A 23,875-nucleotide genomic window follows, 5' to 3' on the forward strand; every position below is an offset into this window, starting at 1 on the left:
GCTGTTGTGAAAATTTGTTTAATTGATGAAACGGGCGCCGGAGACGGCGCCTTATCTGTTCTTGTCGACCGCTGGGGGCTGGAGCAGGACGATGACAACCCGATGGCGCTGGTGATGACGCCGGAGCATCTTGAGCTGCGTAAGCGCGATGAACCGAAGCTCGGCGGCATTTTCGTGGATTTTGTCGGCGGGGCGATGGCTCACCGGCGCAGGTTCGGCGGCGGCCGCGGCGAGGCGGTGGCGAAAGCGGTGGGAATCAAAGGCGACTATCTGCCGGATGTCGTCGATGCGACCGCCGGTCTGGGGCGGGATGCCTTTGTGCTGGCGTCAGTCGGCTGTCGTGTACGGATGCTGGAGCGTAATCCGGTGGTTGCCGCGCTGCTCGACGATGGCCTGGCGCGTGGCTACGCCGACGCTGAAATCGGCTCGTGGTTGCAGGAGCGCCTGCTGCTGATTCACGCCTCCAGCCTGACGGCGCTGACCGATATTACCCCGCGTCCGCAGGTGGTCTATCTCGACCCGATGTTTCCGCATAAGCAAAAAAGCGCGCTGGTGAAGAAAGAGATGCGGGTATTTCAGTCGCTGGTGGGGCCGGATTTAGACGCCGACGGTCTGCTGGCGCCGGCGCGTCAGCTGGCGACCAGGCGGGTGGTGGTTAAGCGCCCGGACTACGCGCCGCCGCTGGCGAATGTTGCGACCCCTAACGCGGTGGTGACCAAAGGCCATCGCTTTGATATCTATGCCGGAACGGCGGTTGAGCCGCAGGGGTAAACAAGCTGCATCAGGGCTATTTCCCCGGGGGCGGCGCGATGCGCCTTGCCCGGGCTACAGGTTCTTGCGATCTGGGGGTTCTGTAGCCCGGATAAGGCGTTAGCCGCAATCCGGGAAACCTCGTCGACCGCACCGTTTTTACGCGCTCTTTGTATTAATCATCCTGTTCAACCACGGCACCATGATCGCCATGACCACCGTGACGCCCAGGGTCACCAGGCCAATTTTACTGAATACGTTGGTGTATATCGGCAGCGTTTGTAGCGGGTCGGTAATGTTGTCCGGTACGGCGGTGAAGGTTGCGACGTAGCCGCCCAGCAGAAACGCGGCGGCCTGCGTCAGGAACCACATCCCCAGAATAAAGCCCATCAGATGCTGCGGTACCAGTGCGGCAACCATCGCCAGCCCCAGGGCGCTAATCAGCAGTTCTCCCAGGCTCTGAAACAGATAGACCAGCACGATAAACCACGGCGAGGTCAATCCCTGGGCATCGGCAAACCACATTCCCGCCGCTGCGGCAGTTAAAAAGCCCAGCGCGCACAGGAACATGCCGAGGGTGAACTTCATCGGCATGCTCAGGTCTTTGCCTTTATTGCCCAAACGTGTGTAGATCGCGGCGAGGATCGGGCTGGCCACCACCACCCAGAACGGATTTAGCGCCTGAAAGCTCACTGGGTTAATCGCGAAACCGAGTATTTCATGGTGGACGTTGTTGATGGCAAAGAAGTTGAGTGAGGTCGGCATCTGCGCGTACAGAATATAAAACAGCACCGCTTCCAGCATCAGGATAAAGGCGACGAACATTTTATTGCGCCCGGTTTTATCCAGCCTGAAGGCTTCGCGGAAGAAGAAAATCGTCACCACCACTGAGAGGATAATTAGCACCAGATTGGCGATTTTTACATTATGCATCAGCCAGGCGCAGATAAAAATCATCACCACCGTTCCTGCCAGCACGTACAGTAAATTGCGCAGACTCAACGGCTTGTGGTCCGGCTCAGAGCCGATATCTTTCACCATACCCCGACAGGCGAAGTAAACCAGCAGGGCGACAATCAGGCCGGCGCCGCACAGGTTGTAGGTCACCGCGTAGCCGAATTTATCGGCAATCACCGGCGCCAGCGACAGCGACAGCAGCGAACCGATGTTAATCGACATATAGAACAGCGTGAAGGCGCCGTCGAGGCGGGCATCTTTTGGCGGATAGCACTTGGAGAGCAGGCTCGCCGGGTTGGCTTTAAATAGCCCGTTTCCCACCGCAATGGTTCCCAGCGCGATAAAAATGAGATTGGGTTTGAGCAGCGACAGGCCGGTCATAAAGTAGCCCGCGGCGAGGACAATCGCGCCCAGCACCAGCGTACGTTTGGTGCCGAGCAGATGATCGCCGACATAGCCGCCGATGGAGATCAGGCCATATACCAGCGCCGCAAACGCGCCAAAGGTTATAAACGCCTGTTCCTGCGAGAAGCCGAGCTGTTTAACAAAGAAAACGGCCAGAATGCCCTGAACGCCGTAATAGCCAAATCGTTCCCATAGTTCCACAAAGAAGATCATGAAGAATGGGCGAGGTTGCTGCAGCAAGCCTGTGGGTGCGGTGGAGTTCATATTGCTTCGCCTTTTAGTCCTGTCCGAAAAAGTATGCACGCGTATGCCAAAACGCGCTTAAAAACCTTAATTTTGCGCAATGATATGATGGTTATACGCTTTGGCGAATGATTATATGGATAAATGGCGATTTTGTTGGTTGATCAATCTGGCAATTTGCGGATTTTATGGATTTATATTCTTTCTTTTCGGCGGGGAGTGAGAAATAAAAACGCCCGCATGGGCGGGCGTTGGTCATCAGCGAAATGAAATAACGTCCTGTTATTCCTCTTCTTCGTCGCGCAGCGGGACAATCAGCATATCGACGTGAACGGTGTTGATGAGCTGACGCGCGGAGGACATCAGCTTGCTCCAGAAGTCCTGATGGTGACCGCAAACCACGAGGTCCATATCATATTTTTTAATCGCATCGACCAGCACCTGGCCGAGATCGCCGCTACCGCTCAGGGTCTCAGTGATCGGATAGCCCGCATTCGTAGAGAGTTCGCTTAACGCGTGGTGAGTCTCTTCGGAGATGCGTTTCTGCATATCGCCCAGGTTAACATCAATAAGGCCGGTGTAGAGATCGGAGTAATTCACATCTACGTGGATCAGGGAAACTTTTGCATTGTAGGGACGGGCCATAGAAACGGCTTTTTCTACCAGTACTTTGCTTTCCGGGGACAGGTCTACTGCAATAAGAATATGTTTGTAAGCCATAGTGTTACTCCTTCCATAAGTTGTCGATGACCGTTGGACCTGACAGCCAGCGCTGCCGCTTCGCCCGCGTCCTGCGTGCCACATTCGCGGGGGGTAGTCCTTAAGGACCTAATTGTAGAAGATATTTCTACCTTATAGCGCCCCTCGCGATCCGTCAATCTACCTTGTTCAGCAAATAGTTAAACAAATATATCCGACTTATGCATTGATAATGATTAACGTTGTGGTAAAAAAATTAACTGATCTCCTACACTATTTAATGAGCCGGTCGGATAAATAAACGTGATCGGAATCGCACTCTTTCACAGTACAGTCGGTTTGATATTGGGGAGCGGTAGTCCCGGAGGGAGCCTCCGAGGACGGGTCGCCGGGGAGGAGGTATGATCAGCACTGTTGCGCTGTTTTGGGCCCTGTGTATCGTATGTGTAGTGAATATGGCACGCTACTTCTCGTCGCTGCGTGCATTGCTTGTTGTGCTACGTGGTTGTGACCCTTTGCTCTATCAATATGTCGACGGCGGCGGTTTTTTTACGTCGCATGGACAGCCCAGCAAACAGATGCGCCTGGTGTGGTATATCTACGCTCAGCGCTACCGCGATCATCACGACGATGAGTTCATCCGCCGCTGCGAGCGGGTTCGTCGGCAGTTTATCCTTACCAGCGCCCTCTGCGGCCTGGTGATGGTGAGCATGATTGCCCTGGCTATCTGGCACTAGTGACACTGCGGGTAAAAAAAACGGGCCAGTTTCCTGACCCGTTTATCTGTCTTATTACCGAGACGGCTTAGATAATCTGCAGCGAGAGCCAGTATAGCGCGCCGGAGAGCAGAATCGCCGCGGGCAGGGTGAGTACCCATGCCATCAGAATACTGGTGACGGTCTTCTTCTGCAGACCTCCGCCATCGACGAGCATTGTCCCCGCAACCGAGGAGGAGAGCACGTGGGTGGTGGAAACCGGCATACCGGTATAGCTCGCCAGACCAATCGATACGGCTGCGGTCATCTGAGCTGACATACCCTGTGCGTAGGTCATCCCTTTCTTACCGATTTTCTCGCCAATGGTGGTCGCCACGCGACGCCAGCCGATCATGGTGCCGATACCCAGCGCCAGCGCAACCGCCATAATAATCCAGATTGGCGCGTATTCGATGGTGCTCAGCATATCGGTTTTCAGCTTTTTAAGCAGACGCTTATCGTCGGCACTGACTTCCGGCAGCTTCGCCACTTTATCGGTGGTATCGGAGATGCAGAGCATAATGCGGCGCAGATGGCTGCGTTGCTCAACGGAGAGCGTGTCGTAGCTTTCGGTTCCGGTCAGCATCGTCTTCACGCGGTCAAGCGCGTTGATGGTGTTTGCCGGGTGGCAGTGGAATTCGCCATTTGCGGCTGCCCCCGCGTCCGGAGACGGGATGAGCTGCTCAGCGCCGGTCGCTTTCTTCAACAGCTCAGGACGCTGCTGGAAGAAGGTTTCCACGTTGTTGACCGCATCGCGGGTACGGGTGATTTCGTAGCCGGAAGCGTTCATATTGACCACGAAGCCAGCCGGAGCTACGCCGATCAGAACCAGCATGACCAGGCCAATGCCTTTCTGACCATCGTTCGCGCCGTGGGAGAACGCAACGCCAATGGCGGAGAGAATCAGCGCAATACGCGTCCAGAACGGCGGCTTTTTCTTGCCGTCTTTCTTTTCACGCTCGGCTGGGGTCAGGTGGATACGGGCGCGTTTTTTGGTTCCGCTCCAGTAACGACGCAGGATGAAAATCAGGCCGCCCGCCACGACCAGGCCAACGATTGGCGAGATGATAAGCGAGCCAAAAATACCCATGACTTTCGGGATGTTCAGCGCGTCCACCACCGACGTACCGGTCATCAGCGCATTGGTTAAACCAATACCGATGATCGCGCCGATCAGGGTGTGCGAGCTGGAGGCCGGAAGGCCGAAGTACCAGGTGCCGAGGTTCCAGATAATTGCCGCCAGCAGCATGGAAAAGACCATGGCGAGGCCATGTGCTGAACCCATGTTAAGCAACAGGTCGGTCGGCAACATATGCACGATGGCATAGGCTACGCTGAGACCGCCCAACAGAACGCCGAAGAAGTTAAAAAGAGCCGCCATCGCCACAGCAAGCTGCGACCGCATTGCGCGTGTGTAGATCACAGTTGCAACAGCGTTTGCGGTATCATGAAAACCATTGATCGCTTCGTAAAAAAGCACGAAAGCCAGAGCAAGCAATAACAGTAGCCCGGTATGTAAATCCAGACCGGCAAATAAATGTAGCATAGGACGTTACGCCATTTTGAGGACATGAACGCGGCGCATTATCAGTGACTTTAGCGGCGCGGGCAAAGTGAAATATAGACTTTTTTTGATTTTCTTCCTGTTTAAGTTTTACCTTGTTGGGAGTATTCCTATATCTTTCAATGAGGTACGTAAATCTGTTTTTTTCATGCTGGTGCGACCAGAGTGAAAAATTTACAATTCCCGACAATCGGGATATGAGGAATGTTGTGTGGAAAGGTTTGATGCCATCGTAATCGGCGCCGGAGCGGCGGGAATGTTTTGTGCGGCGCAGGCAGGGCAGGCAGGCTGCCGGGTGCTGCTGCTCGATAATGGCAAAAAGCCCGGGCGCAAGATCCTGATGTCAGGCGGCGGACGCTGCAACTTTACTAACATGTATATCGAACCCGCGGCATATCTCAGCCAAAACCCGCATTTTTGCAAATCCGCGCTGGCGCGCTACACCCAGTGGGACTTTATCGATCTGGTTAGCAAACACGGTATTGCCTGGCATGAGAAAACCCTGGGCCAGCTTTTCTGCGATGATTCCGCCGAGCAAATCGTCAACATGCTGCTGGCGGAGTGTGAAAAGGGCGGCGTACAAATTCGCCTGCGTAGCGAAATTATCAGCGTTGAGCGGGATGATGAGGGCTACATGCTGCAGCTTAACGGCGAGACGGTGGCGGCGAACAGGCTGGTGGTGGCCTCCGGCGGGTTATCCATGCCCGGTCTGGGCGCTTCGCCGTTCGGCTACAAGCTTGCCGAGCAGTTTGGCCTGAAGGTACTGCCGACCCGCGCGGGCCTGGTGCCGTTTACCTTGCATAAGCCGCTGCTTGAGCAGCTGCAGGTGCTTTCCGGCGTCTCGGTGCCGTCAACCATCACGGCGGAAAACGGGACCGTCTTCCGGGAAAATCTGCTCTTTACCCACCGCGGGCTGTCCGGGCCGGCGGTACTGCAAATTTCCAGCTACTGGCAGCCGGGAGAATTCGTCAGCATCAATCTGCTGCCGGAGTGCCATCTTGATGATTTCCTCAACGAACAGCGCGCGGCGCATCCTAATCAGAGCCTGAAAAACACGCTTGCGATGCAGCTGCCGAAACGGTTGGTTGAGTGCCTGCAGCAGCTGGGCCAACTCCCGGATATCACGCTGAAACAGCTTAACGTCCGCGAGCAGCAGGCGCTGGTTGAGACGCTGACCGCATGGCGCGTCCAGCCGAATGGCACCGAAGGCTATCGTACGGCGGAAGTGACCCTCGGCGGCGTAGATACTAACGAACTCTCTTCGCGCACCATGGAGGCCCGTAAGGTGCCCGGGCTCTACTTTATCGGCGAAGTGATGGACGTTACCGGCTGGCTGGGAGGTTATAACTTCCAGTGGGCATGGGCGTCAGCCTGGGCATGCGCGCAGGCTTTAGCGGAACAGAAATAATCGCCTGCTCTGTATCAGCGGAGCAGGCTTCGACTTATCCGCTGATATTATGCTGCTTTAATTTGCGCCACAGGGTGGTGGGGCTAATACCCAGCATGACCGATGCTCTGGTTCTGTCTCCGTCGGTTTTTTCTATTACGCTGGTAATCAGTTGTTTCTCTTGTTTCTTTAATAGATCGGTTTCATCGGATGAGACGCTCACAGCCGGGGAGTGAGCGAGTTGCTGATGGTCATCGGGTGTAATTTGACTAACCTGGAGTAAAATCTCCTTGTTCACCCTGTCTATATCGAGCAGCACAATGAGTCGGTAGATCACCGCCTGGAGTTCGCGAATATTGCCGGGCCAGCGATAGCTATGTAAAAAATCCACCGCGTCGGGGGTAAAGGTAATTTGCTTACCCTGCTGATGAAGCAAGTGCTGAATTAACAGCATAATATCGCCCGGTCGTTGGCGTAAGGCCGGTAGCGTCAACTCAAGGATATTGATTCTGTAGTACAGATCCTGCCGGAATTCACCGTTGGCGACGAGCTGGCGCAGATCCTTATTGCTGGCGGTGATCAGGCGAAAATCGGCGGTAATAAGCGTATCGCCGCCGAGACGAGAAAACTGCTTTTCCTGCAATACGCGCAGCAGCTTAACCTGTACCGATAGCGGCGCTTCGCTGATTTCATCGATAAACACCGTACCGTTCATCGCCATTTCAAACACCCCAGGTTTGCCGCCCTTCCGCGCGCTGGTAAAGGCGCCGTCGGCATAGCCAAAGAGTTCACTTTCCAGAATGCTCTCGGGGATGGCCGCGCAGTTAATCGCGATAAAAGGACTATGGCCTCTGGCGCTATAGTGGTGAATACTTTGGGCGAAAAGTTCTTTGCCCGTGCCGGTATCACCTAAAATATGAATCGGCAGTTCGTGGCGGGCGCACAGTTTGGCTTTTTTTATAACATCGAGGATGGCCGGCGACTGGCCAATAATATCGTCGAAAGACCAGGTTGTGGAAAAACCGCGCAGCTTACTTTTTTTGTTGACGCTGTTTTGCCAAAGCGTGCTCTCCTGGCTTAGCCCCGTAATAACGGCATAAGATATTTTTCGGTTAGAAAAGTGGCGCACGGAAATATGAATCGTTACGCCGTTGATGTCTATAGCCTGCTCTTTGATGTCTAATTCATTAATAATACTGGCGTAGATCTCTTTAAACGCTTCTTTTTTGAATATTTTATCTCCGGCTTGACATTGGAATAATGCCACGCCGGTAGCGTTGATATTGATAATTTCACCAAGCTGATCGATGCATATAATACCTTCACGCGCCTGATTCAATGCTGAGTGGCTCATGATCAGTTTGCTGTTTTCACGATTAATGTATTTCAATAAACTGTGAGCTTCATTGATGGCCTGCTCAATGGAAATGTTATCAGTATCCCCCATAATAGCATTGAGGTGATATTTTTGAGCCATTTCAGCAACGGTCAGTCCGCCGATTACGGTATGGTAATTATTCTCCGAAAGATTTTTTATAACATTTTCAATATCGTGATGATTATAAACCTGACAAATTTTAAAATCTTCATTGGTCATGTTCTGGTAATGGCGTAAGGCGCTGCAAAACTGCGGGAAACCAACGGCGGCGATTTTTTGCGACTTACTATTCGCTTCTTGTAAGATGCGATAAACGCCATGAAAATCATGGGCTATTTCAATGACGGGGATAGTAATATTGCTACGCAGGAGTGCGGCGGTACCGCCTCGGCTAATAATTATCTTAGTGCCGGATTGAATCATCTCATGGGCTTTGTCGAGAACTTCTGAATAACGAAATTCATACACGGGGATGTCGAGTTTCCTTTCAATAAGGACATTCATGATTCGTTGGGTTATTGTCCTGGAAACTGAAAAGATAACAATTTCATTATTATTCATGCATTATTCTCGCAGACAGCAGGGTAGGCAAGCCTTAGTATATGATGAGCGCGAGGAGAATCAATGAGTGAAGTCATATTATACGCGATTCAGAATAAAAGCCTTACGCCGAGGTAGACGTAAGGCTTAATAATTAGCGATTAGAAGCGCAGGCGGCGGTAGACAATTTGACCATTACACAGGGTAGCGCAGTTATCAATGTAACGGTCGCCTTCAATTTTAACGCCCTGAGTATCTTCAAAAACAATCTTCTCTTTTTGCAGTTTAACAATCGAAATATCAGCAAACGCGCCGGGCGCCAGGGTACCAATTTGTCCCTGCATCTTCATCAGGCGGGCCGGCGTAGCGGTTACCGCGCGAACAATATCGAAGAAGGACATTCCCATGTTGAGATATTTCGACATGACGTGGAGCAGACTGTAGACCTTATCCGTCCGTAAGCTATTTCTTAAAGTGAGATCGGTACTAATGATATCAGGATAGAATCCCTGCGCCATGGCGGTTCTGGCAACGTGAAAATCAAAGTGGGCCACGCCGTTTGAACAGTCGAAGATAACGCCCCGGGACTGGGCCTCTTTTATCGCCGCATAGACCTCGTCCTGTTCATTGAGAATCGAGTGGCCGGTGCCGTGGAAACAGTGCGCGTAAATATCATCGGCATTAAAATAGCGGATCAGTTCATCGGCGCAGAGAAGAGAGTCCGTGACGTGAACGCAAATCGTGGTATCCAGTTTACGCGCCAGGGAGACGGTAGAGAGAAGAGGGTCGCTGGCGTACTGTTTCCCTTTAGCGATATCCTGGCTGTAGCGTAGTTTCAGGCCGAGAATATTGTCTCTGTTGCCATTCAGCGTTTGCGCTATCTTCTCCTCGTTGTAATTTGCCGGGTTGGTATTTTCCAGATAACCGGTCGGCCCGCCTCCGAGGGTAGAAAGTCCGACGTTGACCACGTTCAGATAGCTTTTGATTTTCACCATGGCAGGATGAATCACGCTATTGCGAAAAAGCTGATAATTTACCCAGCCGCTGCTGCCGGCATCGACCATACTGGTGACCCCATTTGGCAAGCATACGATATCAGGGTTAACACTGATGGCGGTCCCGCCATGAAAAACATGGCCATGGAAGTCGATTAAGCCAGGCAGTACGATACAACCTGCGGCATCAATAACCGTTTCGGCCTGTAAATCATCAACGGCATTTAAGTCAACGATACGATCGCCGATGATGCCAATATTGCGATTAATATAATCGCGGCTATCAAGATCGGCGACCAGACCGTTTTTAATCAGAATATCCAGTTTCATATTATGCTCCTGTTAAATGCCGATAAACTTCCAGTAGGGAATACCGATCAGGAAGAAGATTAATACGTTGACCACCACCATGATGGTGCCCAGCATCCAGAATGTTTTTTGCGGCACGTAGCCGCTGGAGAACGTAAATACGCCAGCGCCGTTGCCATAGTGCGTCAGCAATGCGCCATAGCCTGCGGAGAAGGCCAGAGAAAGCGCCACGTACATAGGATGCGCCTGAGTCGTCATTCCCAGGGTAAAAAGTACCGGGTAGAATGAGACCACGAACGCGCTATTAGAGACAAAGAAATAGCGGACAGCAAGGCTGATAAAGACCAGGACGGCAATCGCGCTGATTTCATTCAGGTGCGACAGGTCAAGATAGTTTTTGATAACGTCGACCAGGAAGACATAGAACCCGCCTTTTGATAGCGCAACCGCGCATCCATAAAACGCGCCGTACCAGACGAAGGTCTGCCAGGCCGATTTTTCGCTCACCACGTCGTTCCAGCTCAGGACGCCGAAAAGCAGCAGGCAGGCGAGGAAAGCCAGGCCGACGGGAATAAAGGCGATGCCGGTAATGGAGCCCGTCATCCAGCCGAGTACGCCCAGAATAAAGAATACGATCAACAGCTTCTCTTCGCGCTTTACCGGACCCAGTTCACGCAGGCCTTTTTCAGCAATTTCGTTGACGTTATCAATAACTTTGAGTTCCGGGGCGTAGATTTTATACAGAATCCATGGCGCGAGCAGCAGCACCAGTCCGGCGGGCACAATGGCGGCTTTAAACCAGGTCATCCATTCGAGATTCACTTTCATGATCTCGTTAGCCAGCGAGACGGTAATTGAGTTGGTCGCCATCCCCGTCAGAAACAGGCTGGAGGTTCCCATTGAGACGACGTACATCAGGATGGTCAGATAGGCGCCGATTTTCCGGCTACCGTCGTCGGGCTTCGAGCCCAGCGCTTCGGCGATGTTCCTGAAGATGGGATAGGTGATGCCTCCGGAACGGGACATATTTGAACCTGTTGCCGGGGCCAGTACGGTATCCGTCACCATCATCAGATAGCCCAGGGTGAGGGTATTTTTACCGTAGCGTTTTAGCAGCAGATAGGCGATACGTTTACCCAGACCGGTAATGACAAACGCTTTGCAAATAATAAAGGCGCTGATGATAAACCAGACCATCGGGCTACCAAAACCCGCAAACAGAGGAGCAGGGTCGAGAACCAGAGAGGCAAACCCGAGAATAATCAGCATAATGACCGCATCGGTAAACGGACGTAAAACCAGTCCGCACAGCATCGCCAGATAGATGCCAACCATATGCCAGGTCGGCGAGGCGACGCCTTCCGGGTGCGGTATTATCCAAAATAAAACGGGAAAAAAGATAATGGGCAAGAGTTTTAAATAAAGCATTTTTATTACCTTTGCTTTAAAGCCACGGCCCGTCAGGGCACCGCGGCCTGATATTATTTAATCAAATTAACGATACATGTCGTCGATAAACTCAACGCCTGTCTCATCCAGTGATTTTTTGACCCAAAGGCGATTCGCGGTGCCGTTTTTCGCGGCCTCTACTTTGCTTGCATCGAATTTTGCATAATCTTTGGCTTTATTCAGTACGGCTTCTGCGTCGCCGAGGGGGATAACAATGACGCCATCCGCATCGCCGACGATCAGGTCGCCCGGACAAACCGCGACGCCGCCAACGGCGATCGGCGTGTTCACCTCGCCGGGACCTTGTTTAAACGGGCCTGCGGGGTTGGAGCCGGTGGCGAACAGTGGAAAATCGAGAACCGACAGCGCATCGATGTCACGGATTGGCCCGTCCAGCACGATACCGGCGACTTTCTTCATGCAGTGGGCGTAGGCCACCATGATCTCGCCCATCAGCGCTCGCGAACGGTCGCCTTCGTTGGAGACCACAATCACATCGTTCTCACCCGCCATATCCAGCGCGGCGTGCAGCATCAGGTTATCGCCCGCACGAACTTTTACGGTGATGGCGAAGCCCGCCATAATCGGTTTTTTCGGCGAAGAAATACGTTTAATCCCGTTACCCAGTACGGCAATACGATTCATGGTGTCAGCAATATTCGCCGCCGGGAGCTGTTCAAATTCTTTCAGAAGATCGACGCTGCAGGCCGGACGTTTTAAAAAAATACGGTTACCAATAGTCATGTTTTTCTCCTTAAAAACCCGGCACCGGCCAGGATGGTTTCTTACCGGATAAGACTTCATCAATGCCAATCGCGGAATGGAGCGAGGCTCTGTCGGTCGCTTCGATAGTGGCGGCGCCAATGTGCGGGGCAATCACGATATTGCTTAGCGAGAAAATCGGATCGTTGGCATCAAACGGCTCTTTCTTTAAGACGTCCACGCCCGCTCCGGCGATAGCGTGGGTGCTCAAGGCGTGATACAGCGCTTTTTCATCAACCAGCTTTCCGCGTGCGGTATTAATGAAGTAGGCGGTGGGCTTCATCATGGAAAACTGTTTCTCACCGACAAAATCGGTGGTTTCCGCGGTCGTCGGGCAGTGCAGAGAAACGAAGTCGCTCTCTTTGAAAATACGGTCAAAATCGTCGGTGAGTTCTACGCCTTCGGGGATCTGCTGCTGGGTTTTATACGGATCGTAGGCGATAACTTTCATATTAAAGCCATGCAGCGCTTTGATTGCCACGCGTGAACCGATATTTCCCACGCCAATCAGGCCCAGCGTTTTACCATCCAGCTCCACTTTTGGCGTACGCAGTTTTGCCCAGTAATAATCTTCAAGCATCTTTTCCTGTACCAGCTTGAAATTACGCGAGCAGTGCAGCATATAAAATATGGCCAGTTCGGCAACGGACATGCTGTTAGCAATTGGCGCATTTAATACGACTACGCCGTGACGTTTCGCTGACTCCAGATCGACCGTATCGTAACCGGCACCGTGTCGTGCAACGACTTTCAGCTTTTTAGCCGCCTCAAATACGCGATCGGACATTTTTGAAAGGCGTACGATAATACCGTCGCAGTCCCCGATGTCGCGAATGATATCTTCTTCTTCCATCCCTGATCCGTTAATCAGCTGATAACCGCGACTTTCCAGGTATTCTCTCCCTTCAGCCATGATTTCCTGCGGGAGTAAAATTTTGTACGTCATTTAACTATCTCCAGTGTTGATTACGTGGAGGTAATTGCATGGCGTGTGCCATAAATTAATTCAGCAAGCGCGTTTTCTTTAATTATTTGATAAGTATGAATATTTTGTTTTTTGGTTGGCTGGCTTATAGTGATGTCGTTCACATCCGCAGACGCCGCCGCGAGACTGGATATTTAATAATGAAATGGCTGAAATGCATAATTAAATGCGCTAGCGGTCAGCTTCACACTTTATTTTATTTGTAGGGGCGGAGGGGCCGTTTGTACCGATTGACATTGCGTACTGGACAACTTAAAACGTAAGCCAAAGGTTTAATCGGGAGAAATTTCGGCAATGAATAAATCACAGGTGGAGATATTCATGCTTATGGTTCGGGAGGGGAGTATTCACTTTGCATCGCAGCGGCTGAGTATTGCCCCTTCGCTAATAACAACCAGCATATGTGCGCTTGAAAATGAACTGGGTTTTAACCTGATTACGCGTGGCAGGAATATCAGAAAAGTTATTTTAACGGAGAAAGGGCACGCTTTTTATCGACTTGCACCAGATTTACTGAGATTGCTTAATGCGATTGCTGATATTCGTGGGGGAATAAAACAGCCCGGCAAGACGTGCCCGCCGGGTGCAATAATCAATTCAGGCCAAGAAAATACTGGGCGATTTTAAAATAGATAATTAATCCGGTACCGTCGATGAGGGTGGCGATAAACGGCGCTGACACCACCGCCGGGTCGATGCCGACGCGCTTAAGCGTCAGGGGGATCACCGACGACACCACCGCGCTCCACAGGGTGATGCATACCAGCGTCAGACTGACAATCAGGGTGATCTCCATGCCGATGCCCATCATCCAGGCGCGCAGGCAGCCCGCCAGGCCGAGCGTGATGGCGATCAGCAGCGAGGTTGAGACCTCTTTGCGGATCACGCGTCCCATATCGCGCAGTCGCACTTCCCCGAGCGCCATCGAACGTACTAGCGTAGAGGTTATCTGCGTTCCGCTGTTGCCGCCGGTACCAATCAGCAGTGGTATGAAAAAGGCCAGCGCGATAGCCGATTCCAGCGCCTCTTCAAAATGCTGTAACACGCTGCTGGTGTAGGCTTCGGCGACAAAGAGCAGCAGCAGCCATACCGAACGTTTTTTCCACAGCGCCCACGGGCTGGTTTCCAGATAGGGCTTTTCCAGCGGCAGCGTCGCCCCCTGGCGCTGAGCATCCTCGGTCACGTCATCTTCCAGCAGATGAGCGATCTCTTTTTCCATCAGGCAGCCGACCAGCTTACCCTTTTCGACCACCGGCACCAGATCGAGCCCGCGCTCGCCGAGTTCGGCGACCACCTGCGGGCGCGGGTCGTCGGGCCTGACGCGAAACAGACAGCTATCCATTAAATAACGGATGGATTGCGCGGTATCGCTCTCCTGCAGCAGCTTTTTAATCGATAAACTGCCGCGCAGTTTTTTTCCGGCGACGACAAAAACCTGGCCGGGGATCTCATCGCTGGCCAGCTGAGAAACGAACAGTTCTCGCGCCTCATGAACGCTGAGATGCTCCGGCAGGGTAATAAAATCGGTACGCATGTACTGGGCAATTGCGTCGCCGTCGAAAGTCGAAGTCGCCTGGTGTGCGGCGCACAGTTGAATGGAAGACATGGTGTAATTCCCTATAAAAAATCACTCATAGGGGCGAACAAGACAGGATGAGCACAGGCAGATCCCTACGTCCTGGTTTTAGCACTGCACAACGTATCTGTCCGACATGAACGCCGTCAGAAGTTACCTTGGCAACACCTTGATTCGATGGAAGCCTGTATTTCCCTGAGTGGTCTCTCTCGATACCAACAGGGCGGTAACTTATGTTTATGCAGGAGCCTCGCCATAACGAGATCGTTAAATGAGACGTGATTATTAGCGAAGTGAAATAATTAACCAAACGTATAATTCATGTCGTTTATTAATGGTTGAGAAAAACCGCTGCGAGGCGCATGGGCTAACGAGCCAGCATGATAGCGTTAGCCCCACTCGCGAGTTAAAAAGCCGTTTATCGCCGCGCACAGTTTATGAGTGGGGGGATTCCTTCTCCGTCGGCAGGCACTGCAAATGGCCGTGGCGCACGCCGCGCTGGGCGATAACGTCATCGGCAAAATGCTGAACGTCGCCCATATCCCCCTTCAGCACGGCAATTTCCAGACAATCGTCGTGATTAATATGCACATGCAGAGTGGCGACGGAGAGATCGTGGTGGTGATGTTGGGTGGAGACTAAACGGCTGGCGAGATCGCGTTTCTCATGTTCATAGACGTAAGAGAGCACCGCGAAGCCCTGGGTACCGTGCTCCTGAGCGGCCTCCTGGGCCAGCGCGCCGCGCAGAATATCGCGGATCGCTTCGGAACGGTTGTTGTAGCCACGGCGCTGGCTCAGGCTATCCAGCGTATCGAGTAAATCGTCATCGAGAGTAATGGTAATTCGTTGCATCTGGCTTAAACCTTATTTCGGCGCACGGGAAAGGCGGGAAGTACCGCATTTTGTAACACGCGACCGGCGTCAGAGGAAAAAGTTAATGCCTCGCCCACGGTTTGTATCTCCACGATTTTCCCCTCATCCATCACCATCACCCGCTGGCAAAAGCGCTCAACCAGGCGTAAATCGTGGGTGATAAAAAGACAGGCGGTGCCGAACTGCTGCTGGAGCTTTTTGAGCAGACGAATAACGCTCGCCTGGATCACGAGGTCGAGGTTAGAAACCGCCTCATCCAGGATCAGCAGCTTTGGTTCTACCGTCAGCGCCCGCGCCAGGCAGATGCGCTGTAGCTGCCCGCCGCTCAGCTGCGGGGGGCGCTTATTCAGCACGCTATCGTCAAGATCCACCGCCCTGAGCATTTCGCTGGCCCGGGCCAGCTGCTCCGCTTTCGTCAACGATAGCAGGTGACGCATAGGCTCGCGCAGAATCTCGCGTACGGTTTTACGCGGATTGACCGCGCTGATGGCGTCCTGAAACACCATCTGAATATCCCGACGGAACGCCTTTTGTTTAGCGCGATTGAGCCTGGAGAGCGGCTCTCCCCGCCAGCAGATGCGACCCTGCGTTGGGGATTCCAGGCCGACGAGCAGGCGCGCCAGCGTGCTTTTGCCGCAGCCGCTACGCCCCAGCAGGGCCACGGTTTCACCGCTTTTCAGCGCTAAAGAGACCTCTGTTAGCACCTTTAAGTCCGGGTAGTGATGGGTAATTGTCGAGGCGGTCAGTAATGTCATCAGCTTAGCTCCAGACCATAAAGGGCGAGATGCGCCGCCACCAGCCCGCGGGTGATGTCGTGTCGCGGGGCGCGAAACAGAGATTCCACATCGCCCTGTTCCACAATGCTGCCGCTATCCATTACCGCGACATCGTCCGCCAGCCTGGCCACCACCCCCATATCATGCGTCACCAGCAGCATGCCGGGGCCGCGGTTTTGCATAATACTTACCAGCAGATCGAGAATGCGTGCCTGGACCACCGTGTCCAGATCGGTGGTGGGTTCGTCGGCAACGATAAAGGGCGCATCGCACAGCAACGCCATAGCAATCATCATTCGCTGCAGCATGCCGCCGCTCATCTCAAACGGGTATAGCTTGAGCACGCGCGGCGCGTTCTCCAGCCCGACGGCTTCCAGCGCCGCAATAAGCGTGGCGTCGTCTGAGGCTTTATCCAGGGCCCGGCAGGTTTCCCGGGCGTGATCGGCCATTGTTCGCAGCGGATTAAAAGCGCTGCGCGGATTCTGCATAATGGTGGCGATTTTGCTGCCGCGTAGCGCACAGGGAGAAACCGGCTGGCCGTCGGCAAGGATTATCCCGGCCGTCTGGCGTACGCCGGGAGGCAAAATGCCCAGCGCCGCGGCGCAGGTCAGGGATTTGCCGCTGCCGCTGCCGCCAACCAGCGCCAGCACGCGCCCGCGTTTGATCGTCAATGAAACGCCGTGCACCAGCGGACGCTCGGCCCGTAAGGCGATGTTTTGCAGTTCAATTTGTTGCGGCATCAGTGGGTATGCTCCGTAACCAGATGAGGGTCCAGACGATCGCGCAGCGCGTCACCCACCATGTTAAAGGCCATCACGGTGATAAACAGCGCCAGCCCCGGCCAGAACATTTGCAGCGGCTGGGTCCAGATATATTGGCGCGCGTCGTTAATCATCACCCCCCATTCGGCGGTGGGCGCGGTGACGCCGAGGCCAAGGAACGACATCCCGGCGACGTGCAGCATCATGTGACCAATATCCAGCGTCGCCAGTACCAGCAGAGACGGAATCACGGCGCCGGCCAGATGGTCGATAAACACCCGAACATGGCCCGCGCCGGAAAGCCGGGAAGCGAGCACAAATTCGCGCTGGCGCAGGGAAAGGGTCAGGCTGCGCACCATCCGTGCGTACCACGCCCAGTGCGACAGGGCGATGGCGATAATCACATTGGTCAGCCCGGTTCCCAGCACGCCGACCATAAAGAAAGAGAGGATCGAGGTCGGGAAAGTCATAAACATATCCGCGATGCGCATGGTGACCTGATCGACGCGACCGCCGATAAGCCCCGCGCTGCCGCCGACGATCAATCCCAGCGCCAGCACCAGCAGCAGGCAGGCCATCACCGAGCCAAGCGATACGCGTGTTGCCGCCAGCAGGCGCGAGAAGATATCGCGCCCCAGATGATCGGTGCCCAGCCAGTGTTGACTATCAGGGGTCAACAGGCGCGAAGGAAGATCAATCGCCTGCGGATCGTACGGCAACCACCACTGGCTGGTGAGCGCAATTACCGCCAGCAGGGCGATGATGATGAAAGAGAGGCGGACAGACCCGCGCGAAGAGAGGAAAACGTTCACGAGTGCGCTCCTTCATGGCGACGAATGCGCGGATCCAGCGCGGCATTCAACAGATCAACCATCAGGTTACAAACCACAAAAACAATCACCATCATCAGCGTAAAGCACTGAATCACCGGATAGTCGCGGTTAAATATCGCCGAAACGGCATAACGCCCCACGCCGGGCCAGGCAAAGATATTCTCGATAATCATCGTGCCGCCAATCAGCTCGCCGATATGCATTCCTACGGCGGTGATCATCGGCAGCGAAGCGTTACGCAAAATATGACGACGTTCGGTTTGTTTCTCGTTCAGACCGCGCAGTCTGGCCCAGGTCACATGGCGCTGCCCGGCGACCTCCAGCATACTGGCGCGCAGCAGACGAGCGTTGATCGCCAGCGACATAAAGGCAATCGACACCGCCGGTAGAATGATGTGCTGCCAGCCGCCATAGCCCATCGCAGGCAACCATTGCAGGTAAACTGAAAAGAACATCACCAGCAGAAAGGCAAGCCAGAAGTTGGGCATCGACACGCCAAGAAAGGCGATAACCCGCACAATAAAATCCGGCAGGCGGTCACGATGCCGCGCCGCCCAAATACCGAGCGGTACGGAGGTGAGGAGAATCAACACCAGCGCAGCCCCCGCCAGCTGTAGCGTGGCGGGCAGGAAGTTCAGCATGTCATCCAGCACCGGACGCTGAGTGGCGAACGAGATGCCGAAATCCAGATGCAGCGCCTGCCACAGCCAGCTGCCGTACTGGACGATAAGCGGCTGATCCAGTCCCAGCATCACGCGGGTCGAGGCGACCATCTCTGGCGTTGGCGGCAGGTTCGACAGACGCAAATAGTCGAGCGCCGGGTCGCCGGTGCCCAGGCGCAGCATGAGGAAGATAATCACCGAGGCGGCGAAGATCATCGGGATCAGCAGCGAGATCCGCCGTAGCGCGTAACGTAGCATCAGGGTTTCACCGGTTTAATTTGTTCAAACGGAATTTCAGACGCAATCGGCGCGTAAGGAATAGCACCCAGCTCCGGTCTGGCGACCACCATCGTCGAGACATAGCTGATAGGCAGATACACCGCGTCATTGTGCAGACGGGTCAAAATGTCGCGGTACAACGCCTGACGGTGGGGTTCGTCGGTGGTTTCCAGCACCTCGCTAATCTCTTTATCGATCAGCGGCTTGTCGGCTAAACCCTGCTGCGCCTGAAAATCGGCGTGCGACGGCACGCGCATCGAACTCATAAAGGCGTGCGGATCGTACGGCGCCCCCCAGGTGCGGTTGAAAATCATGCCGAAGCGACCATCGCGCTGGCGGGCATAAATACTGCTCTCTTCCTCGCCGACCAGCGCCACGTCCACGCCAATCTGCCGCATATCGGCCTGAATGATTTCCGCCATCGACTTGCTCAGGGCGTCAGTGCCAATGAACGACAGTTCAACGCGCAGCGGCTGGCCGTTTTTCTCGCGAATCTCTTTTCCCGCAGGCAGTAGCCAGCCCGCTTTTTCCAGCAACGCTTTCGCCCGCTGCGGATCGTACCGGCGCGGCGTCAGGCCTATGTCGGCATAAGGCACGGTGGGGGCGAACAGCGTATCCGCAACCTGCTGCGTGCCGTACAGAGCGTTATCAATCAGCGATTTTTTATTCACCGCGTAGTTCAGCGCTTCACGCACCAACAGCTCACTAGTGGGCGCTTTGGCGGAATTTAGCGCCAGCATCACCGTCTCTATTGGCCGGGAAAGCTGGGTACGGTACGCCGGGTTCTGACTAAAGCGCGCGAAGGTGTCGAGCGGCAGCAGCCCTTCGTTGCCGTAGAGCAGGTCGATATCTCCGGTTTCAAAAGCTACAGCGCGGGTCGTCGGGTCCGGGATCACCTTGACGGTAATCTTTTCAATCTGCGGCTTTTCGCCCCAGTAGCGATCGTTACGCACCAGCACGTCGTACTGATTGAGTTTTGATGCCTTCAGTACCCAAGGGCCGGTGCCAATCGGCGCTTTAATGCCGTGCAGGGTCTCATTGTCTTTAAACTGCGACGGGGCGATAAAGCGGAAAGGGCGCGGCAGGGCCAGCTCTTGCAGGAACGGGTAATACGCGCTTTTCAGGGTGATTTGCAGTTGGTTTTGGCTGAGCGCTTTGACATCGACAATCTGATTGACCAGCTCCAGCCAGGCGTGGCGCTGGCGGTTATCGAGCACCACGCGGAAGTTCTCCGCGGCGGCATGGGCGTCAAACGCTTCGCCGTTGGAAAATGTCACATCATCGCGCAGGGTGAAGGTCCAGACTTTGCCGTCCGCCGAGTGGGTCCAGCTTTTGGCCAGCCAGGGTTTTACTGAGCCATCCGCCTGATACTTTACCAGCGGTTCATAGACCATGCTCTGGGCGAACATCTGGTTGGGCGTGTAGAGGTGAGGATTAAGCGGCCCCACGTTGACCGGCCATGCGGTGGTGAGTTCATTGGGCGCGGCGCAGGCCAGCAACGGAGCGCAGGCGAATAGCGCCAGCAGGGTGGTGCGGATGATAGACAAAGCATTTTCTCAGCGACAGGAAAGTATGACGATTTTAATAATTCATCATACTTTCGACGTAAGCTGGATCAATATAGGGGCTGAAAGTATAAGAAAATGGTATGTCTCTTTCGGCTGTATGCGATTGTGAACCCGCCTGCAGCCTGGCTAAGCGTAGCGCAAGCCTTGAAGCATCAGCTTCGGTGTATTTCCCGGGAGCAGAGCGCACAATGAGGCAGAGTTTCCCGGAGGCGATGCTGCGCATCTGTCCGGGCTACCGGCCCGCAGACGGTGATGAATCTGTAGCCCGGGCAAGGCGCGTTAAGCGCCGCCCCCGGGAGCAGAGCGCACAGTGCAGCAGAGTTTCCCGGAGGCGATGCTGCGCATCTGTCCGGGCTATCAGACCCTCAGGGGGTTCTGAACAGATCCAGCAGCGTGGCGACCTGCTCATCAATGGGCGTTAAATCACGCTTAACGATCAAATGCAGCGGCGTGGCGCGCCGCGCGCCGTGTCCCAGCGGCAGCATCTTCAGCACTCCTTGCTGTAGCTGAGGGCGAATACGCTCCTCCGGCAGCCAGCCGAAACCGACCTGGTACAGCACCGCATCAATGGCGGCATCAATGGTGGAAAAGGTCCATGCATCGCGGGAGGATTGCGGGTCGTTGCTGCGATCGGCGATGCGCACCAGCGGCCAGGGGGCCAGCGCGTTATCATCCAGCGGTCCCTGCAGCGCGGAGAGCGGATGCTCGCGATGGGCGACGGCGACAAAATCAATATTCATCAGCCATTCTCCGCGGCCGGTAATATCCTGGCGGCGGGTCAGCACCATCACGTCCGCCTCGCTGCGGGCCGGATGTTCCTCTTCAACGTTTTCCAGCACTTCGGTCAGCCTGACCTGGGTCTGCGGATAGCGCTGTTGAAACTGGCGCAGAATGGCGAACAGCCGCTCGCGCGGAAAAATGCTGTCGACCACCAGGTCCAGTCGGGTCCGCGTGCCGTCGCGCAGGGTGGCGGCATGGGTTTCGACGTAAGCGAAGGCCTGCAGCAGCGGTTTAACCTGGCCAAGCAGCAGCTCACCCGCCGGGGTCAGCACCGCGCGACGGCCCGATGGCGTGAGTAGCGTGACGCCGAGGCGCTCCTGCAGCAGCGCGAGATTATAGCTCACCGACGACTGACTGCGGTGGGTCTCTTCCGCCGCCTTCGCGAAGCTACCCAGTTCGACCACCTTTTCCAGCAGCGCCCATTGTTCCAGCGTAGTCTTGTGCATGATTCATCTAAAAAGTGAATGAGTTTAATCCAAACATAGCGTTATTCATCCATTTTTTAAAGCAGTATGCTTGTTCTCAACAAATAGAGGAGAACAAATTATGAGCACATTCGACAAACATGACCTGAGCGGTTTTATCGGTAAACATCTGGTTTATACCTATGATAATGGCTGGAACTACGAAATTTACGTGAAAAACGCCACCACTCTGGATTACCGCATTCACAGCGGCATCGTCGCGAATCGTTGGGTGAAAGATCAACAGGCTTACATCGTTCGCGTTGGTGAAAGCATCTACAAAATTTCCTGGACCGAACCGACCGGTACCGACGTCAGCCTGATCGTAAACCTCGGCGACAAACTGTTCCACGGCACTATCTTTTTCCCACGCTGGGTGATGAATAATCCGGAAAAAACCGTCTGCTTCCAGAACGATCATATCCCGCTGATGGTTTCCTACCGTGAAGCCGGCCCGGCGTATCCGACGGAGGTGATTGATGAGTTTGCCACTATCACTTTTGTGCGCGATTGCGGCGCGGATAATGACGAAGTGATTAATTGCCCGGCTAATGAATTGCCTGAAAATTTTCCTGGCAATCTGTAATAATTTTGAAATAGTTTAGTGATTCGACTGGATTTTTTATATTTGGTCATCCATGTTTAAAAATGGCTAATTGAAAAGTGGTTTAACCTCCGTTTACTTTTCCCCACTGCGTTCCCGCTATTTCGCCATATGGCGGGAACGCTACACATCCCTTTCTTACGCTGAATTTTTTCCTACCTGATTGAATTTAAACATAATTATCATTATAAATTAATTAATATTAATTTCTTAATATTATCCTAAGCAAACCTGTCTAGATTTAATAACATCTGAATACAAAGTAATGAAACGCGGCATCGGGCTGATTTGCTTTCATTTTCATTTTGTTTAAGTCAGCAGGTGCAGGATATTTCTTATCGACCCCGTGTTTAGTCGGGTCATTTATAGAACAGGAAAATGATGAGCGATTTTTTGCCGTTTTCGCGCCCGTCGATGGGCGACGCAGAGCTGGCTGCGCTGCGTGAAGTTTTGCAATCCGGCTGGATCACCACCGGACCGAAAAATCAGGCGCTGGAAGAAACGTTTTGCGCATTAACCGGCAACCGCCACGCCATCGCCGTCAGTTCGGCGACCGGCGGCATGCACGTTACGCTGATGGCGCTGGGTATCAGCGCCGGCGATGAAGTGATCACCCCTTCGCAGACCTGGGTCTCCACGCTGAACATGATCTGCCTGCTCGGCGCGACGCCGGTGATGATCGATGTCGATCCCGATAACCTGATGATTACTCCCGAAGCGGTTGAAGCGGCGATCACTCCACGGACCAAGGCGATCGTCCCGGTGCACTATGCGGGCGCGCCGGTGGATATCGACGCCATTCGCGCGATTGCCGAGCGTCACGCTATTCCGGTGATTGAAGATGCTGCCCATGCGGCAGGGACGTACTACAAAGGCCGTCACGTCGGCTGGCGCGGCACCGCCATTTTCTCATTCCATGCGATCAAAAATATGACCTGCGCCGAAGGCGGGCTGGTTGTAACCGACGATGATGAACTGGCCGCACGTATTCGCAGCCTGAAGTTCCACGGCCTCGGCGTAGATGCTTATGATCGGCAGACCCTGGGCCGCGCCCCGCAGGCGGAGGTGATTTCGCCGGGCTTTAAATACAATCTGGCGGATATCAACGCCGCGCTGGCGCTGGTGCAGCTGGACAAGCTTGCCGCCGCCAATCAGCGCCGTGCCGCCATTGCGCAACGCTATCTCCGCGAGCTGGCGGATACGCCTTTCAGGCCGCTGGCGGTGCCGTCATGGGAGCATCAGCACGCCTGGCACCTGTTTATTATCCGCGTTGATGAAGCCGCCTGCGGTATCAGCCGCGATGCCCTGATGGAAAAACTGAAGGCCATGGGCATTGGCACCGGTCTGCACTTCCGCGCCGCGCATACGCAAAAGTATTACCGCGAGCGTTTCCCCGACGTTTCATTACCGCATACGGAATGGAACAGCGCGCGCATTTGTTCCATCCCGTTGTTCCCGGATATGACCGACGACGATGTCACTCGGGTCATTTCCGCACTGCACCAGCTGTCAGGACGTTGA

The 23,875-nt window shown here is 54.2% G+C and carries 22 protein-coding genes and 1 riboswitch; of the genes, 6 read left to right on the forward strand and 16 right to left on the reverse strand.

Features of this window, described 5'->3' with window-relative positions:
- Window positions 1-6: 6 nt before the first annotated feature.
- The gene (gene rsmJ / locus K2184_RS05495) at window positions 7-771 is read left to right on the forward strand and encodes a 16S rRNA (guanine(1516)-N(2))-methyltransferase RsmJ (RefSeq protein ID WP_004106654.1); all 765 of its coding nucleotides are present in this window, start codon (window positions 7-9) and stop codon (window positions 769-771) included.
- 138 nt (window positions 772-909) lie between these two features.
- On the opposite strand, the gene dtpB is transcribed toward rsmJ, so the two are convergent.
- On the reverse strand, window positions 910-2,376 hold the full coding sequence (gene dtpB / locus K2184_RS05500; RefSeq protein ID WP_024274793.1) for a dipeptide/tripeptide permease DtpB: 1,467 nt from the start codon (window positions 2,374-2,376) through the stop codon (window positions 910-912).
- Window positions 2,377-2,637: 261 nt separating this feature from the next.
- Complete coding sequence (uspA, locus tag K2184_RS05505) at window positions 2,638-3,075, reverse strand: universal stress protein UspA (RefSeq protein ID WP_004106650.1); 438 nt, start codon at window positions 3,073-3,075, stop codon at window positions 2,638-2,640.
- A gap of 380 nt (window positions 3,076-3,455) precedes the next feature.
- Here uspA and uspB point away from each other — a divergent pair, with 380 nt between their 5' ends.
- Window positions 3,456-3,791, forward strand: coding sequence for a universal stress protein UspB (gene uspB / locus K2184_RS05510; RefSeq protein WP_004106649.1), 336 nt, complete (start codon window positions 3,456-3,458; stop codon window positions 3,789-3,791).
- A 67-nt stretch (window positions 3,792-3,858) separates the two neighbouring features.
- Here the strand turns inward: uspB and pitA are convergent, their stop codons facing one another.
- On the reverse strand, window positions 3,859-5,355 hold the full coding sequence (pitA, locus tag K2184_RS05515) for an inorganic phosphate transporter PitA (RefSeq protein WP_004106648.1): 1,497 nt from the start codon (window positions 5,353-5,355) through the stop codon (window positions 3,859-3,861).
- 229 nt (window positions 5,356-5,584) lie between these two features.
- Here pitA and K2184_RS05520 point away from each other — a divergent pair, with 229 nt between their 5' ends.
- Window positions 5,585-6,781: an NAD(P)/FAD-dependent oxidoreductase gene (locus K2184_RS05520; protein WP_024274792.1), complete on the forward strand. Its 1,197-nt coding sequence runs from the start codon at window positions 5,585-5,587 to the stop codon at window positions 6,779-6,781.
- Window positions 6,782-6,815: 34 nt separating this feature from the next.
- Here K2184_RS05520 and K2184_RS05525 read toward each other — a convergent pair whose 3' ends face one another.
- The 5 genes from K2184_RS05525 to K2184_RS05545 form a co-directional block, all read right to left on the reverse strand.
- Window positions 6,816-8,699 carry a sigma-54-dependent Fis family transcriptional regulator gene (locus tag K2184_RS05525; RefSeq protein WP_047720537.1) on the reverse strand — a complete coding sequence of 628 codons (1,884 nt, stop codon included), beginning with the start codon at window positions 8,697-8,699 and terminating at the stop codon, window positions 6,816-6,818.
- Between the two features lie 140 nt (window positions 8,700-8,839).
- The gene (locus K2184_RS05530; RefSeq protein WP_004116160.1) at window positions 8,840-10,003 is read right to left on the reverse strand and encodes a metallo-dependent hydrolase; all 1,164 of its coding nucleotides are present in this window, start codon (window positions 10,001-10,003) and stop codon (window positions 8,840-8,842) included.
- Window positions 10,004-10,015: 12 nt separating this feature from the next.
- Entirely contained in the window at window positions 10,016-11,410 is a 1,395-nt protein-coding gene (locus K2184_RS05535) for a DASS family sodium-coupled anion symporter (RefSeq protein ID WP_024274790.1), read from the reverse strand.
- A 66-nt stretch (window positions 11,411-11,476) separates the two neighbouring features.
- The gene (locus tag K2184_RS05540; RefSeq protein ID WP_004106638.1) at window positions 11,477-12,175 is read right to left on the reverse strand and encodes an RraA family protein; all 699 of its coding nucleotides are present in this window, start codon (window positions 12,173-12,175) and stop codon (window positions 11,477-11,479) included.
- A 10-nt stretch (window positions 12,176-12,185) separates the two neighbouring features.
- Window positions 12,186-13,139: a hydroxyacid dehydrogenase gene (locus tag K2184_RS05545; protein WP_004106636.1), complete on the reverse strand. Its 954-nt coding sequence runs from the start codon at window positions 13,137-13,139 to the stop codon at window positions 12,186-12,188.
- 333 nt (window positions 13,140-13,472) lie between these two features.
- Between K2184_RS05545 and K2184_RS05550 the strand changes: the two genes are divergently transcribed.
- Complete coding sequence (locus K2184_RS05550) at window positions 13,473-13,805, forward strand: LysR family transcriptional regulator (RefSeq protein ID WP_071786756.1); 333 nt, start codon at window positions 13,473-13,475, stop codon at window positions 13,803-13,805.
- Here the strand turns inward: K2184_RS05550 and K2184_RS05555 are convergent.
- From K2184_RS05555 to K2184_RS05590, 8 genes are all read right to left on the reverse strand, one after another.
- Window positions 13,771-14,784: a magnesium transporter gene (locus tag K2184_RS05555; protein ID WP_017145286.1), complete on the reverse strand. Its 1,014-nt coding sequence runs from the start codon at window positions 14,782-14,784 to the stop codon at window positions 13,771-13,773. The genes K2184_RS05550 and K2184_RS05555 overlap by 35 nt on opposite strands.
- 56 nt (window positions 14,785-14,840) lie before the next feature.
- Window positions 14,841-15,024, reverse strand: a riboswitch (M-box (ykoK) riboswitch).
- A 165-nt stretch (window positions 15,025-15,189) separates the two neighbouring features.
- Window positions 15,190-15,606 carry a nickel-responsive transcriptional regulator NikR gene (gene nikR / locus K2184_RS05560; RefSeq protein WP_004106628.1) on the reverse strand — a complete coding sequence of 139 codons (417 nt, stop codon included), beginning with the start codon at window positions 15,604-15,606 and terminating at the stop codon, window positions 15,190-15,192.
- A 5-nt stretch (window positions 15,607-15,611) separates the two neighbouring features.
- Window positions 15,612-16,382: a nickel import ATP-binding protein NikE gene (gene nikE / locus K2184_RS05565; protein ID WP_004116149.1), complete on the reverse strand. Its 771-nt coding sequence runs from the start codon at window positions 16,380-16,382 to the stop codon at window positions 15,612-15,614.
- Complete coding sequence (gene nikD / locus K2184_RS05570; protein WP_047720539.1) at window positions 16,382-17,143, reverse strand: nickel import ATP-binding protein NikD; 762 nt, start codon at window positions 17,141-17,143, stop codon at window positions 16,382-16,384. The genes nikE and nikD overlap by 1 nt, the downstream gene beginning before the upstream one ends.
- Window positions 17,143-17,976 carry a nickel ABC transporter permease subunit NikC gene (nikC, locus tag K2184_RS05575; RefSeq protein ID WP_163525736.1) on the reverse strand — a complete coding sequence of 278 codons (834 nt, stop codon included), beginning with the start codon at window positions 17,974-17,976 and terminating at the stop codon, window positions 17,143-17,145. Before nikC ends, nikD begins: the two co-directional genes overlap by 1 nt.
- On the reverse strand, window positions 17,973-18,917 hold the full coding sequence (nikB, locus tag K2184_RS05580; protein WP_016807568.1) for a nickel ABC transporter permease subunit NikB: 945 nt from the start codon (window positions 18,915-18,917) through the stop codon (window positions 17,973-17,975). Before nikB ends, nikC begins: the two co-directional genes overlap by 4 nt.
- Window positions 18,917-20,485: a nickel ABC transporter substrate-binding protein gene (nikA, locus tag K2184_RS05585; RefSeq protein ID WP_047720540.1), complete on the reverse strand. Its 1,569-nt coding sequence runs from the start codon at window positions 20,483-20,485 to the stop codon at window positions 18,917-18,919. Before nikA ends, nikB begins: the two co-directional genes overlap by 1 nt.
- A 386-nt stretch (window positions 20,486-20,871) precedes the next feature.
- Window positions 20,872-21,732, reverse strand: a complete 861-nt coding sequence (locus K2184_RS05590; protein ID WP_004116128.1) for a LysR family transcriptional regulator — start codon at window positions 21,730-21,732, stop codon at window positions 20,872-20,874.
- Between the two features lie 97 nt (window positions 21,733-21,829).
- On the opposite strand from K2184_RS05590, the gene K2184_RS05595 reads away from it, so the two are divergent.
- Window positions 21,830-22,336, forward strand: a complete 507-nt coding sequence (locus K2184_RS05595; RefSeq protein WP_024274787.1) for a phenolic acid decarboxylase — start codon at window positions 21,830-21,832, stop codon at window positions 22,334-22,336.
- A 399-nt stretch (window positions 22,337-22,735) separates the two neighbouring features.
- Window positions 22,736-23,875, forward strand: coding sequence for a UDP-4-amino-4-deoxy-L-arabinose aminotransferase (arnB, locus tag K2184_RS05600; protein ID WP_163525844.1), 1,140 nt, complete (start codon window positions 22,736-22,738; stop codon window positions 23,873-23,875).

It is taken from the genome of Klebsiella sp. K5-306 (genome assembly GCF_051835185.1).
Taxonomy (GTDB): domain Bacteria; phylum Pseudomonadota; class Gammaproteobacteria; order Enterobacterales; family Enterobacteriaceae; genus Klebsiella; species Klebsiella oxytoca.